The organism is Streptomyces sp. JH34, from assembly GCF_029428875.1.
In the GTDB taxonomy this organism is placed as follows: Bacteria; Actinomycetota; Actinomycetes; order Streptomycetales; family Streptomycetaceae; genus Streptomyces.
Genome location: NZ_JAJSOO010000001.1, coordinates 746,299 through 759,870 on the forward strand (window position 1 = coordinate 746,299; position 13,572 = coordinate 759,870).

General features: G+C 71.3%; 12 protein-coding genes. 3 read left to right on the plus strand and 9 right to left on the minus strand.

What is annotated here, in order from left to right:
* Nucleotides 1–12: 12 nt before the first annotated feature.
* The 5 genes from LWJ43_RS03515 to LWJ43_RS03535 are packed head-to-tail and all read right to left on the minus strand — an operon-like array spanning nucleotide 13 to nucleotide 6,804.
* A complete protein-coding gene (locus LWJ43_RS03515; protein ID WP_277330792.1) occupies nucleotides 13–2,184 on the minus strand; it encodes a 3-hydroxyacyl-CoA dehydrogenase NAD-binding domain-containing protein in 2,172 nt (723 codons plus the stop codon).
* 38 nt (nucleotides 2,185–2,222) lie between these two features.
* Nucleotides 2,223–3,437: an acetyl-CoA C-acetyltransferase gene (locus LWJ43_RS03520; RefSeq protein ID WP_277330793.1), complete on the minus strand. Its 1,215-nt coding sequence runs from the start codon at nucleotides 3,435–3,437 to the stop codon at nucleotides 2,223–2,225.
* A gap of 37 nt (nucleotides 3,438–3,474) precedes the next feature.
* On the minus strand, nucleotides 3,475–4,617 hold the full coding sequence (locus LWJ43_RS03525; RefSeq protein WP_277330794.1) for an acyl-CoA dehydrogenase family protein: 1,143 nt from the start codon (nucleotides 4,615–4,617) through the stop codon (nucleotides 3,475–3,477).
* Between the two features lies 1 nt (nucleotide 4,618).
* Nucleotides 4,619–5,653 (minus strand): LLM class F420-dependent oxidoreductase, encoded by a 1,035-nt coding sequence (locus tag LWJ43_RS03530; protein ID WP_277330795.1) that lies wholly within the window; start codon nucleotides 5,651–5,653, stop codon nucleotides 4,619–4,621.
* Nucleotides 5,653–6,804 (minus strand): CaiB/BaiF CoA transferase family protein, encoded by a 1,152-nt coding sequence (locus tag LWJ43_RS03535; protein ID WP_277330796.1) that lies wholly within the window; start codon nucleotides 6,802–6,804, stop codon nucleotides 5,653–5,655. Before LWJ43_RS03535 ends, LWJ43_RS03530 begins: the two co-directional genes overlap by 1 nt.
* A gap of 205 nt (nucleotides 6,805–7,009) precedes the next feature.
* On the opposite strand from LWJ43_RS03535, the gene LWJ43_RS03540 reads away from it, so the two are divergent.
* Complete coding sequence (locus tag LWJ43_RS03540; RefSeq protein WP_277330797.1) at nucleotides 7,010–8,200, plus strand: saccharopine dehydrogenase family protein; 1,191 nt, start codon at nucleotides 7,010–7,012, stop codon at nucleotides 8,198–8,200.
* 25 nt (nucleotides 8,201–8,225) lie between these two features.
* On the opposite strand, the gene mmpA is transcribed toward LWJ43_RS03540, so the two are convergent.
* The 4 genes from mmpA to LWJ43_RS03560 all read right to left on the minus strand — a co-directional run bounded on the left by mmpA (nucleotide 8,226) and on the right by LWJ43_RS03560 (nucleotide 10,965).
* On the minus strand, nucleotides 8,226–8,372 hold the full coding sequence (gene mmpA / locus LWJ43_RS03545) for a morphogenic membrane protein MmpA (RefSeq protein ID WP_277330798.1): 147 nt from the start codon (nucleotides 8,370–8,372) through the stop codon (nucleotides 8,226–8,228).
* Nucleotides 8,373–8,421: 49 nt separating this feature from the next.
* On the minus strand, nucleotides 8,422–9,135 hold the full coding sequence (locus LWJ43_RS03550; protein ID WP_277330799.1) for an endonuclease V: 714 nt from the start codon (nucleotides 9,133–9,135) through the stop codon (nucleotides 8,422–8,424).
* Between the two features lie 68 nt (nucleotides 9,136–9,203).
* Nucleotides 9,204–9,713: a protease inhibitor I42 family protein gene (locus LWJ43_RS03555; RefSeq protein ID WP_277330800.1), complete on the minus strand. Its 510-nt coding sequence runs from the start codon at nucleotides 9,711–9,713 to the stop codon at nucleotides 9,204–9,206.
* A 166-nt stretch (nucleotides 9,714–9,879) separates the two neighbouring features.
* Nucleotides 9,880–10,965, minus strand: coding sequence for a WD40/YVTN/BNR-like repeat-containing protein (locus tag LWJ43_RS03560; protein WP_277330801.1), 1,086 nt, complete (start codon nucleotides 10,963–10,965; stop codon nucleotides 9,880–9,882).
* Nucleotides 10,966–11,150: 185 nt separating this feature from the next.
* Here LWJ43_RS03560 and ssgD point away from each other — a divergent pair, with 185 nt between their 5' ends.
* Together ssgD and LWJ43_RS03570 are read left to right on the plus strand one after the other, a co-directional pair.
* Nucleotides 11,151–11,567, plus strand: coding sequence for a spore wall synthesis regulator SsgD (gene ssgD / locus LWJ43_RS03565; RefSeq protein WP_277330802.1), 417 nt, complete (start codon nucleotides 11,151–11,153; stop codon nucleotides 11,565–11,567).
* A gap of 298 nt (nucleotides 11,568–11,865) precedes the next feature.
* Nucleotides 11,866–13,512: an ABC-F family ATP-binding cassette domain-containing protein gene (locus LWJ43_RS03570; RefSeq protein ID WP_277330803.1), complete on the plus strand. Its 1,647-nt coding sequence runs from the start codon at nucleotides 11,866–11,868 to the stop codon at nucleotides 13,510–13,512.
* The last annotated feature ends 60 nt before the right edge of the window (nucleotides 13,513–13,572 follow it).

Consider the following 13,572-nt stretch of genomic DNA (forward strand, 5'->3'; position numbering starts at 1 on the left):
GGCCCGCGGGGGTCAGTCGTGGAAGGTCTCGCCCTTACCGGCCTTCTCCACCAGGTACGCGGACGGCAGGAAGCGGTCCCCGTAGCGCTCGGCGAGTTCACGGGCGCGCGCCACGAAGCCGGGCAGGCCGCCCTCGTACCCGTTGATGTACTGGAGCACGCCACCGGTCCAGGCGGGGAAGCCGATCCCCATGATGGAGCCGATGTTGGCGTCGGCGACGGTCATGAGGACGTTCTCCTCGAGGCAGCGGACACTGTCCAGCGCCTCGGAGAAGAGCATCCGCTCCTTCATGTCCTCGAAGGGGATCTCGGTACCGGGCTTCGTGAAGTGCTCGCGCAGGCCCGGCCAGAGCGCACCCCGGCCGCCGTCCTCGCCGTACTCGTAGAAGCCCGCTCCCCCGCTGCGCCCGGGCCGTCCGAACTCGTCGACCATCCGGTCGATGACCGCGTCCGCGGGGTGCGTGGCCCAGGTGCCGCCCGCCTCCTCGACGGCGCGCCGGGTCTCGTCGCGGATCCTGCGGGGCAGGGTGAGCGTCAGCTCGTCCATGAGGGAGAGCACCTTGGCCGGGTAGCCGGCCTGCGCGGCCGCCTGTTCGACCGAGGCGGGCTCGACGCCCTCGCCGACCATCGCGACGCCCTCGTTGATGAAGTGGCCGATGACGCGTGAGGTGAAGAAACCGCGCGAGTCGTTGACGACGATCGGGGTCTTCCCGATCCGGCGCACCAGGTCGAAGGCGCGGGCCAGGGCCTCGTCCCCCGTCTTCTCCCCCTTGATGATCTCGACCAGCGGCATCTTGTCGACGGGCGAGAAGAAGTGCAGGCCGATGAAGTCCACCGGCCTGCTCACGCCCTCGGCGAGCACCGTGATGGGCAGGGTCGAGGTGTTGGAGCACAGCAGCGCGTCGGGCTCGATGACGTCCTGGATCTCCTGGAACACCTTGTGCTTGAGCGCGGTGTCCTCGAACACCGCCTCGATCACGGCGTCGCAGCCCGCGAGGTCGGCCGGGTCCCCGGTCGGGGTGATCCGGGCCAGCAGCTCGTCGCGCTTCGCCTCCGTCGTGCGGCCCCGGGAGAGCGCCTTGGCCAGGAGCTTCTCGCTGTAGGCCTTGCCCTTGGCGGCGGCCTCGGTGGAGACGTCCTTGAGGACGACGTCGATGCCGGCTCGGGCGCAGGAGTAGGCGATGCCGGCGCCCATCATCCCGGCGCCGAGGACGGCCACCTTGCGCACCTGGCGCTCCGCGACGCCCTCCGGCCGGCTGGCCCCGGAGTTGACCGCCTGCAGGTCGAAGAAGAACGCCTGGATCATGTTCTTGGCCACCTGGCCGGTGACCAGCTCGGTGAAGTAGCGCGCCTCGATGGTCTGCGCGGTCTCGAAGTCGACCTGTGATCCCTCGACCGCCGCGGCCATGATGTTGCGGGGCGCGGGCATGGGCGCGCCCGCGATCTGCTTCTTCAGGTTGGCGGGGAACGCGGGCAGGTTGGCCGCGAACTTCGGGTTCGACGGGGTGCCGCCGGGGATCCGGTAGCCCTTGACGTCCCAGGGCTGCTGCGACTCGGGGTGGGCGTCGATGAAGGCGCGTGCCTTCTCGAGCATCTCCTCCCGGGTGGTGGCGACCTCGTGCACGAGGCCGTTCTCCAGCGCCCGCCGCGGGGTGTACTGGGTGCCCTGGAGGAGGACCTTGAGCAGGGCGTCGGTGATGCCCATCAGCCGTACGGTGCGGGTGACACCGCCGCCCGCGGGCAGCAGTCCGAGGGTGACCTCGGGCAGGCCGATGCGGGAGCCGGGGGCGTCCAGGGCGACCCGGTGGTGGGCGGCGAGCGCGATCTCGTAACCGCCGCCGAGCGCGGCGCCGTTGATGGCGGCGACGACCGGCTTGCCGAGGGTCTCGATGGTGCGCAGCGACCTCTTGATGGCGGTTCCGGCGTCGAACGCGGCCTGGGCGTCGTCCGGGCCGATCCTGATCATGTCCTTGAGGTCACCGCCCGCGAAGAAGGTCTTCTTGGCGGAGGTGTAGATGATTCCCCGGATGGAGTCCTTCTCGGCCTCGGCGCGCTCGGCGACGGCGGCGATGGAGTCCTTGAAGCCCTGGTTCATCGTGTTGGCGGACTGGCCGGGGTCGTCCAGTACGAGGGTGACGACGCCGGTCTCGTCCTGTTCCCAGCGGATGGTCGTGCTCTCGGTCATTGCTTGTCTTCTCCGTAGGCAGGGGTTCCGGGGGACGGTCAGAGACGCTCGACGACGGTGGCGACGCCCATACCGCCGCCGACGCACAGGGTGGCGAGGCCGTAGCGCTTGTCCCGCCGCTCCAGTTCGTCGATGAGGGTGCCGAGGATCATCGCGCCGGTCGCGCCGAGCGGGTGGCCGAGCGCGATGGCGCCGCCGTTGACGTTCACCTTGTCGAGGCTCAGGCCCATGTCCTTGACGAAGCGCAGGACGACTCCGGCGAAGGCCTCGTTGATCTCGACGAGGTCGATGTCGTCCATGGTGAGTCCGGCCTTGGCCAGCGCCTTGCGGGTGGCGGGGGCGGGCCCGGTCAGCATGATGGTCGGCTCGGACCCGGAGACGGCGGCGGAGACGATCCGGGCGCGCGGGGTGAGGCCGTAGCGCTCGCCGGTCTCCTTGGAGCCGATCGCGACGAGGGCCGCGCCGTCGACGATCCCGGAGCTGTTGCCCGCGTGGTGGACGTGGTCGATCTTCTCGACCCAGTGGTACTTCTGGAGCGCTACGGCGTCGAAGCCGCCCATCTCGCCGATGGTGGCGAACGAGGGCTTGAGGGAGGCGAGGGAGTCCGCGGTCGTGCCGGGGCGCATGTGCTCGTCGTGGTCGAGGACGAGCAGCCCGTTGCGGTCCCGGACCGGCACGACGGAGCGGGCGAAGCGCTCCTCCTTCCAGGCGGTCGCGGCGCGTTCCTGGGACAGGGCGGCGTACTCGTCGACGTCCCGGCGGGAGAAGCCCTCGAGGGTGGCGATGAGGTCGGCGCCGATGCCCTGCGGGGCGAAGCCGGTCTCGAAGCTGGTCATCGGGTCCATGGCCCAGGCGCCGCCGTCCGAGCCCATCGGGACGCGGGACATCGACTCGACACCGCCCGCGAGGACCAGGTCCTCCCAGCCCGAACGGACCTTGGCGGCGGCGAGGTTGACCGCTTCCAGGCCGGAGGCGCAGAAGCGGTTCTCCTGGACGCCCGCCACGGAGTCGGGCAGCCCGGCCGCGATCGCGGCGATGCGGGCGATGTCGGAGCCCTGGTCACCCAGCGGGCTGACGACACCGAGGACGATGTCGTCGATCGCCGCCGGGTCGAGGCCGGGGAAGCGGTCGCGGATCTCGTGGATGAGGCCGACGACGAGGTCGATCGGCTTGGTGCCGTGCAGGGCGCCGTTGGCCTTGCCGCGGCCGCGCGGGGTGCGGATCGCGTCGTAGACGAATGCTTCGGTACTCAAGGCAGCTGCCTTTCGGGGTCGTTGCTGGGCGGGGAGTTCAGGCGAGCAGCGAGCGGCCGATGATCTCCTTCATGATCTCGGTCGTCCCGCCGTAGATGGTCTGGATGCGGCCGTCGACGAAGGCCTTCGCGACCCGGTACTCCGTCATGTAGCCGTATCCACCGTGGAGTTGTAGGCAGCGGTCGGCGACCCGCTTCTGCAGTTCGGTGGCCCACCACTTGGCCATCGAGGCGTGCACGGCGTCGAGGGTCCCCTCGGAGTGGTCGACGATGCACCGGTCGAGGAAGGTGCGGGTGACGGCGCACTCGGTGGCCATCTCCGCGATCTCGAAGCGGATGTGCTGGAGCTTGGACAGCGGCCGTCCGAAGGCCTCGCGCTCCTTCACGTAGGCGGTGGTGATCTCCAGGAGGTACTCGGCGGCGGCGATCCCGGCGACCGCTATGCCCATGCGTTCCTGGGCCAGGTTGGTCATGAGGTGGACGAAGGCGCCGTCGAGCTCGCCGAGGAGGTTCTCCTTGGGGACGCGTACGTCGTCGAAGAACAGCTCGGCGGTGTCCTGGGACTTCTGGCCGATCTTGTCGAGGTTCCGGCCCCGTTCGAATCCTTCTGCGCCGCGCTCGACGACGAGCAGCGACAGTCCCTTCGCACCGCCCTCCGGCGAGGTCTTCGCGACGACGATCACGAGGTCGGCGAGGATGCCGTTGGAGATGAAGGTCTTCGAGCCGTTGAGGAGCCAGTGGTCGCCCTTGTCCTCCGCGGAGGTACGGATGCCCTGGAGGTCGGAGCCCGCGCCGGGTTCCGTCATGGCGATGGCGGTGATGGTCTCGCCGCTGCAGAAGCCGGGCAGCCAGCGGCGCTTCTGCTCCTCGGTGCCGAGTCCGGTGAGGTAGGGGCCGATGATGTCGTTGTGCAGCCCGAGGGCGAGTCCGGAGACCCCGGCCCGGGTGAACTCCTCGGCGAGCACGGCGCTGTAGCGGAAGTCGGTGTTCCCGCCGCCTCCGTACTCCTCGGGGACGGCGAGGCCGAGCAGCCCCTGCCGGCCGGCCGCGAGCCAGGCCTCACGCGAGACGACACCGTCCTTCTCCCACTGCTCGTGGTGCGGGAGGACCTCCTTGGCCAGGAACGTGCGGACGGTCCCGCGGAACGCGTCGTGCTCTTCGGTGAAGATCTGCCGCTGCACTTCAAGCCCCCTGGAGCCAGTTCTTGACGGTGGAGATCAGCCGTGCCGGCTCGGGACCGACGGGCGTGACGTTGAGCATGGTGACGCCCGCCTCGCGGAAGGCCTCGATACGGTCGCGTACGTATCCCTCGGGGCCGCAGAGCGTCATGAGTTCGCAGAACTCGTCGGGGACGGCGGCCTCGGCCTCCCTCTTCTTCCCCGAGAGGTAGAGGTCCTGGATGGTGGCGGCCTCCTCCTCGTACCCGTAGGCGACGGCGAGGTCGTTGTAGAAGTTCTTGCCGCGCGCGCCCATGCCGCCGACGTACAGCGCGATCTGCGGGCGTGCGAGGTCGCGGACGGCTGCCGCGTCGTCTCCGATGGCCAGCAGGCCGCCCGCGACGGTCCGCAGGGGGCCGAGCTCCGGGTCACGCTTCGCGGCACCCTCGGCCAGGGCCGTGCCCCAGACCTGCTGGGCCTTCTCCGGGATGTAGAGGGTGGGCAGCCAGCCGTCGGCGATCTCGGCGGTCATCCTGACGTTCGCGGGGCCGAGGGACGCGACGTAGAGCGGGATGGTGTCGCGGACCGGCCGGGTCAGGATCTTGAGCGGCTTGCCGAGCGTGCCGCCCTTCTCCTTCGGCAGGGGCATGTCGCTGATGCCGTGGTGGTCGATGACCTCGCGGCGCCAGATGCGCCGGCAGAGCTCGACGGTCTCGCGGGTCCGGCCGAGCGGCTTGTCGTAGGGCTTGCCGTGCCAGCCCTCCACGACCTGTGGGCCCGAGGCACCGAGCCCGAGCAGCGCGCGGCCACCGGAGATCGCGTCGAGCCCCGCACCGGTCTGGGCGATGAGGGCCGGGGTCCGGGAGTAGACGTTGAGGATCGCCGCGCCGATCTTCAGATTTTCCGTGCGGGCGGCGAGGTAGCCCATGAGGGTGGGCGAGTCGAAGCCGTAGGCCTCGGCGACCCATACGGCGTCGAGTCCGGCGGACTCGAGTGCGGCGACCTGGTCGCAGGCGGCGCGCGGGTCGCCCGCGTAGTCGAGCGGCAGGGAGAGTTCCATCAGCCGGTCGTTTCCTTCCCGGTGGTCAGCAGGCCCGGCAGGTCCCAGTCCGCGGCGACGGCCTCGGTGTCCGCCCCGGGCAGCGCGGGTCCGCTGCGTACGGAGACGGGCGTCGCGGAGAAGCGGGGTGCGGGGGCGGGCTGGGTGAGTCCGCCGTGTTCCACATAGGTGGAGCGGGCGGAGAGGTGGGGGTGGCGTGGTGCCTCACGGAGCGAGAGGACGGGGGCCACGCAGGCGTCCGTCCCCTCGAAGATCTCGGTCCACTCGGCACGTGTGCGGGTACTGAACCGGTCGGCGACGAGGGTGCGCAGTTCCTCCCAGCGTCCGAAGTCGTCGCGGTCGGGGGCCTCGTCCCCGAGACCGAGGAGCTCGGCGAACTCCTGGTAGAAGCGCGGCTCCAGAGCGCCCACCGCCATGTGCAGGCCGTCGGAGGTCTCGTAGGAGCCGTAGAACGGGCAGCCTCCGTCGAGGAGGTTGGAGCCTCGCCGGTCCTGCCAGCTGCCCGCGGCCAGCATGCCGTGGATCATCGTGGCGAGGTGGGCGGCGCCGTCGACGATGGCCGCGTCGACGACCTGTCCGGCCCCGCCCGGCGTCCGGGCGTGCTGAAGGGCCGCCAGCACGCCGACGACCAGGTAGAGCGATCCGCCGGCGTAGTCGCCGACCAGGTTGGCGGGCACCGTGGGCGGTTCGCCGGATCTTCCGATCATGGACAGGGTGCCGGTCAGGGCGATGTAGCCGATGTCGTGCCCGGCCCGCTCGGCCAGCGGACCGTCCTGGCCCCAGCCGGTCATCCGGCCGTAGACGAGCCGCGGATTGCGTTCGAGGCAGGCGTCGGGTCCCACGCCGAGGCGCTCGGCGACACCCGGGCGGTAGCCCTCCACCAGGACGTCGGCCCGCTCGACGAGATCGAGGACCTGACCGGCTCCGCCCTCCGCCTTCAGATCGACGAGGACCGACCGCTTGTTCCGGTTGGTCAGGTCGAAGGCGGGGTCGATGCCGATCACCGAGCCTCCGGGCCGGTCGACGCGCACCACGTCGGCACCGAGGTCGGCGAGGAGCATCGCGGCGAACGGCCCGGGGCCGATGCCCGCCAGTTCGACGACGCGCACCCCGGCCAGTGGGCCGCGCGGCCCCTGTCCTGTCGTTGCCATCAAGCCCCCAGAGGTATGACACAACTGATGTAACATCGATGATGCTAAGAACCGGCCGCGCTCCGCACAACCCTTTTGGCCGAGCAAGCGCTTAGTTCTTCTCCTCGGATCCTCTCGCACCGAGGCCCTCCCGGCCGCGCGGCACCACGAAGGCCTCGGCTACCCTCTGCCTCCGACATCGGCGCCAGCCCCTGCGGAGGCACTCTTGAACAGGCAGAACGGGGCAGAACGCCCCTATGACGTCATCCTTTTCGGGGCCACCGGCTTCGTGGGGGCACTCACCGCCGAGTACCTGGCCGCGCACGCGCCGGACGGCTGCCGCTGGGCCCTGGCCGGCCGCAGCCTCGGCAAGCTGGAGCAGCTGCGCGACCGCCTCAGCTCGAAGCATCCGGGGTGCGCGGAACTCCCCCTGCTGAGGGCCGACGCGGACGACGCCGCCTCCCTGCGTGAACTCGCCGGGTCCACGCACGTGGTGGCGTCGACCGTCGGACCCTACGTCTGGTACGGCGAGAAGCTCGTGGCCGCCTGCGCCGAGGCGGGGACCGACTACACCGACCTCACCGGGGAGGCGGAGTTCGTCGACCGGATGTACCTGGAGCACGACGGCCGGGCCCGCGAGACGGGTGCCCGGCTCGTGCACGCCTGCGGCTTCGATTCCGTGCCGCACGACCTCGGCGCCTACTTCACCGTGCGGCAGCTGCCCGAGGGGGTTCCGCTGACGGTCGACGGATACGTCCGCACCGACGCGGTCTTCTCCGGCGGTACGTTCGCCTCGGCCCTCACCGCGATGGGCCGTGGACCGCAGATGCTCCGGGCCGCACAGGAGCGGCGACTGCACGAACCGCGCCTGGTCGGGCGCCGGGTCCGCGCTCCGCGGGGTGCCCCGCACTTCAGCCCGGAGACCCGCGCCTGGGCGCTTCCGCTGCCGACCCTGGACCCGCGCGTGGTGGAACGGTCCGCGCGCGGGCTGGAGCGCTACGGCCCCGACTTCCGCTACCGGCACTTCGCCTCGGTCAAGCACCTGCCCATGGCGATCGGCGGCACGGCGGCGATCGGCCTTCTGGTGGGCGCTGCCCAGATCCCGGCCGCACGGAACTGGCTCTCCGCCCGGGTCGAACCGGGCACCGGCCCCGACGAACGGCGCAGGCGGCGCAGCTGGTTCACGGTCCGGTTCATCGGGGAGGGCGGCGGCCGGCAGGTGTACACGGAGGTCTCGGGCGGCGACCCCGGCTACGGCGAGACGGCGAAGATGCTGGCCGAGGCGAGCCTGGCGCTCGCCCTCGACGATCTGCCGGCGACGTCGGGTCAGGTCACGACGGCCGTGGCAATGGGTGACGCGCTGCTGGAACGGCTGCGGGCGGCGGGACTGCGCTTCCGGGTGGCGGCGTCCCGCTGAGTCCAAGAAGCGCCGGGCACCCCGGTCAGAGCATCCAGGACGCCAGCGTGACGGCCATGGACACGGTCCAGCCGACTCCGGCGAGGACGCCCAGGCTCATACCCACAGCCATACCGCGCTGGGAGAGACGTACGGTTCCGGTGCTCATCTGAGGTGCCTGGTGGTCGATCATGTGTACAAGCCTGCCCCTGATGTTCGACGAAGAACATCCGTTCTTGTACTCAGTCGGCAACAGAACCGTCAGCGGGTCCCCGTCCGTCGGCGATCGCTTCCCGGAGGGCGGACCGGCACAGGGCGTCGGCCCTGCGTGTTGTCTCCGGCTGGCGGAAGTCGCAGGCCAGCGCGAGCGTGTGGGCGCAGGCGTTGTCCAGTGTGACGCGGTGGCCGACGGAGACGAAGAGGGGCTTCGTGGCGTCCCGCGTGCGCAGCGCGCGTCCCACTTCCTCGTCCCCGTCGAGGAGGGGGGTGAAGTCGCCACGCCGGGGGCCGGGTTGCTCGTAAGTGAAGGTGAAGGGGTTCTTCGCGACGCCGATGACCGGCAGCCCGGTGAGCACACCGAGGTGGCTGGCGAGTCCGAACCTGCGCGGATGGGCCAGCCCGTAGCCGTCGCAGACGACGAGCCCGGGGTCGGCCGGCAGGCTCTCCAGCGCTGACAGGACCGCCGGGATCTCACGGAAGGCCAGGAGGCCGGGGACGTACGGGAACGTCACCCGGCCCTCGGCGGTCGACTCGGCGACCACCTCCAGGGTCGCCGCGTCCAGGACGACGACCGCCGCGACGACGAGGTCCCGTTCGTCGTCGTAGGCGACGTCGACCCCGGTGACGTGGCCGGTCCCGGGCGGCGGACCCGGCTCGTCGAGCACCACCCGGGCACGCAACGCGTCCTGGACGGCACGGGCTTCGGCCTCGTCGGCGGGCATCCGGAAAGTCGTCATGACCGGTCAGTCTAGGAGCCCTGCGGCCTGGCGATCATGTGCCCGGCCGGCTGGTCCGCCCCCGCGGTTCAGCCGACGGTGACGGTGTAGGTGACCCGCTCGGGAGCCGGGGCCGGGGCGGCCGTCCCGGTGGTCGGAGTGGCGGAGGGTCCGGTCGTCCCGGGAGGCAGCGTGGACGTGTTGCCCTTGCACGTGGTGAAGGTGCAGTGCAGCAGCGTGAACCGGGTGGTCCCCTTGCCCTTGGCCTCGAAGGTGAAGGTCAGCCGGCCACCGGCACCGGCCGCCGGGGCGTTACCGGAGTCCGACGCGAAGTCCCGGCCGAGGTCGACCAGCACCGAGCCGTCGGGCTCGGGGTCGACCAGGTACCAGTACTCCCGGGTGGAGGCGTTCTGGTCGACGGTGAGCGTGAAGCGCTCGCCCGGCCGGGCAGTGATGTCGGTGTCCTTCACCGGATGGCTCGTGGTACCCGGTTCGCCGGTGCCCCCGCCACACCCCGTGGCGAGAGCGAGGAACACGGCAGCCGCGACGGCGGCACCGCCGTCGCGGACGAGGGACGATGTGCGCGTCGGTGAGATCACTGGTGTAAGCCTTGCCCGTGTGGCCGTCGTTGAAGTCGTCCCGGCGGCCACGCATCGGGGGCGCGGTCGCGCTGCCAGTTTAGGGGGCCGCCGGACCGCACACCGCTGGACAGACGGCCCGGCCTGTCACTCGGAGAACGAGCTCACGCGGTCGGTGCCCGGGGCTCTACCGCAGGCGCGCGACCCGGCCCTTCTCGCCGGCGGCCCAGCACCCGCCGTCCGCGGCGCAGTCGACCGTGTCGTACGAGCCGGTGTCCACGGTCCGCCAGGTGCGGCCGCCGTCGCGCGTGACATCGGTTCCGGTCGGGCCCACGGCGAGCGCCGACCGCGGGCTGTGCGGCAGCCATGCGACGCCGGACCGGTAGGCGGGCGGCGGGGCGTCCGCGCGCCGCCAGCTCCGTCCTCCGTCGCCGGTGACGGACGCGGCGTCCGAAGACACCTGGTCCGCCCGGTAGTCGCCGCCCACCGCGATGCCGTGCGTCCGGTCGCGGAAGGCGAGAGCGAACACCCCGCGCGCCGGATCCCCCGCCGGGATGGGTGACGCGGCCTCCGTCCAGGTCAGACCGCGGTCACGGGAGTGCAGCACCCGGGCGGTCGCAGCGCCACCGGTGGCGAGCCACACGTCGCTGCTGCCCGAACTGACGAGACACTGGCCGCTCGCCGCGAACCCGGCCTCACCGGGCTGCGCCTCGGGCATCCCCGCGTCGGGAAGCACTTGCCAGTTCCGCCCGCCGTCCGAGGTCGACAGGATGCGGAACCTCCCGGCCACCGGATCGCTCATCGCGAGGCCGTGACGGCTGTCGAAGAAGGCCAGACAGTCGTAGAAGGCCCGGGCGTCGGTGTTGCGGAAGGACTCGGTCCAGGTCGCGCCGCCGTCCTCGGTGCGGAACACCCGGGAGGCCTCGCCCTCGCCGATGGACAGCGCCACCGCCCGCCGCCGGTCGAAGGCCTCGATGTCACGGAACTCCAGCCCCGCCGCGGCGGCCGGCGAGACATCGTGCCAGTGGTGCCCGCCGTCCGTGGTGCGCAGTACCGTGCCCCCGGAGCCGGCGACCCAGGCGGCGTCGTGGCCGACGGCGGCGAGGCCGCGGAAGCGGGCGTCCGTACCCGTGCCGGTGAGCACCCACCCCGGGTCCCGTCCCTGGTGCCCGCCGGGTGCGGCCTGCGCCGTCGGTGCGGCGAGCACGGCCGTCACCGCCGCACCGCACAGCACCGGAGCGATCAGCCTTCTCATCTTCCCCATGGCCTTCATGGCGCTGGAAGCTAACCCACCGTCCGGCGGGCGTCCAGGGTGCACTCACCGAAACGGGGCAGTTGATCAGAGGGGGGGTGGGGGCGGTGACGCAGCTCACGCCGCCCGGCAGTGCACGGATGGAGACGTTCCGTCGTCTACTCCAATGCCGGGAACCGTTCGTCCGAGGCGAGAGGGAGCAGGTCTTGTCCACCGTAATCGAGCAGTCCGTGCAGGCACGCATGGTCGCGTCCGCACCGCGCATGGAGACGCTGCCCGCCACCCTGCACTACGACCGCAAGGACCCCTTCGCCGTCCGCATTGCGTTCCCGGCGCCCGCGACCCTCGAAGGCACCGAGGTGTCCTGGGAGTTCTCCCGCGAGCTGCTCACCACGGGCATGGACGCGCCGGCCGGCGCCGGCGACGTGCGGGTCCGGCCGTTCGGGTACGACCGCACGGTCCTGGAGTTCCACGCGGTCGAGGGCATCGCGATGGTCCACGTGCGGACGTCGGAGCTGCGCCGCTTCCTGAAGCGGGCGCAGGAACTCGTCCCGGTCGGGGACGAGTACCTGTTCCTGGACCTGGACGGCGATCTGACCGATCTGCTGGGCGGTCCCGCCTGAGAGGCGGCGCCTCCCTTCCCGCTCGCCCCGGGGCGTCAGGAGACGGGTGCAAGCAGGATGGACAAGGCTGCTTCGCCCGGCGTCCCCGGTGGCGCCCCGGCCCGTAATCCGGTTGCCCGGTGCCCGGGTCCGCTCGTAACGTCATCGGTGTCCCTGTCGTCGTCGGATCGGAGAAGGACGTTGCTCCACATCTGAGGTGTCCGCTCACCGCACCGCGCGCCCTGCCGCGCCGTGCGACGCGTGACCCCGGTGTCCGAGCCGTTCTCCGTGATTCCTTCGACACAGCCGGGAGACCCTTGTGTCCGCATCCACCACGCACATCCTCTGTTCCTCCCTCTCGTTCGCCTGGCCCGACGGGAGCGAGGTCTTCGACGGCTTGCAACTGACCTTGGGAAGTGGCCGCACCGGACTGATCGGGCTCAACGGCTGCGGGAAGTCGACGCTGTTGCGGCTGATCGCCGGTGAACTCGGGCCGACGGAAGGACACATCAGGACCGTCGGCGACATCGGCCACCTCCCTCAGGACATCACCCTGGACACCGGGCTCCGGGTGGACGAGGTGCTGGGTGTCGCCACGACGCGCGCGGCGCTCCTCGCCATCGAGGGGGGCGACGCCGACGAGGCGCACTTCGCCGCCGTCGGGGACGACTGGGACGTCGAGGAGCGCGCCCGCGCGGTGCTCGACCAGCTGGGCATGTCCGGTACCGGCCTCGACCGCACCGTCGGGGAGCTGTCCGGCGGCGAGTGCGTGCTGCTGCGGCTGGCGGCCCTGCTGCTGGCACGGCCTTCCGTTCTCCTCCTGGACGAGCCGACCAACAACCTCGATGTGTACGCCCGACGGCGGCTGTACGACGCCGTCGACGCCTGGGCCGGAGTACTGGTGGTGGTCAGCCACGACCGGGAGTTGCTGGAGCGGGTGGACCGGATCGCGGACCTCCGCGACGGCTCGGTCACCTGCTACGGCGGCAACCTGTCGGCCTACGAGGAGGCGCTGGCCGTGAAACAGGAGGCAGCCGAGCGGATGGTGCGGGTCGCGGAGGCCGACGTGCGGCGCCAGAAGCGTGAACTCGCCGACGCGCACGTCAAGCTCTCCCGGCGCAAGCGGTACGGGCAGAAGATGTGGGACACCAAGCGTGAGCCGAAGGCCGTGATGGGCCAGCGCAAGCAGACCGCCCAGGAGTCGGCCGGCAAGCACCGCGTCATGCATTCGGAACGGCTGGCGGACGCGGAGGGACGTCTCGACGAGGCGGTCGACGCGGTGAGGGACGACGAGGCGATCCGGATCGAGCTGCCGCACACCCGGGTCCATCCGGGCCGGGGCGTGCTGGTGCTCCGGGACCTCGAACTCGCCCACGGCGCACGGCTGCGCGGCGAGTGGGATCTGCGCGGACCGGAGCGGATCGCCCTGATCGGCCGCAACGGCGCGGGGAAGACGACACTGCTGCGCACGATCGCGGGCGCGCTGGATCCGGTTTCCGGCGAGGCGGCCCCGCTGGTACCGGTGGGCTTCCTGCCGCAGCGTCTCGACGTCCTCGACGACGCGCTGTCCCTGGTGGAGAACGTGGCACGTGTCGCGCCGGGGGCCACGGACAACGACATCCGGGCGAGGCTGGCACACTTCTTGTTCAAGGGCGGGCGGGCGGACCACCCGGCCGGGACGCTCTCGGGGGGCGAGCGCCTGCGCGCGACCCTGGCGGCGCTGCTCCTCGCGGATCCGGCTCCTCAATTGCTGATGCTGGACGAGCCCACGAACAGCCTCGACCTGTCCGGTGTGCGCCGCCTGTCGTCGGCTTTGGAGGCGTACGAGGGGGCGCTGATCGTGGCGAGCCACGACATGCCCTTCCTTGAGTCGCTGGGAATCACCCGGTGGCTGCTGCTGGACACGGATGGACTCCGGGACATCGACTCCGGGAAGCTGCCGGGAACCGGCGGCGCAGGTGCCTGACTGGTCCACCCCGGAACGACCTCAACCTGCATGGATGACAATGAGTGAGCACACACCGCG

Coding starts and splice junctions, on each gene's coding strand:
- LWJ43_RS03515 (WP_277330792.1), bottom strand. CDS start 2,184: ATGACCGAGAGCACGACCATCCGCTGGGAACAGGACGAGACCGGCGTC.
- LWJ43_RS03530 (WP_277330795.1), bottom strand. CDS start 5,653: ATGGAACTCTCCCTGCCGCTCGACTACGCGGGCGACCCGCGCGCCGCC.
- LWJ43_RS03535 (WP_277330796.1), bottom strand. CDS start 6,804: ATGGCAACGACAGGACAGGGGCCGCGCGGCCCACTGGCCGGGGTGCGC.
- mmpA (WP_277330798.1), bottom strand. CDS start 8,372: ATGATCGACCACCAGGCACCTCAGATGAGCACCGGAACCGTACGTCTC.
- LWJ43_RS03550 (WP_277330799.1), bottom strand. CDS start 9,135: ATGACGACTTTCCGGATGCCCGCCGACGAGGCCGAAGCCCGTGCCGTC.
- LWJ43_RS03560 (WP_277330801.1), bottom strand. CDS start 10,965: ATGAAGGCCATGGGGAAGATGAGAAGGCTGATCGCTCCGGTGCTGTGC.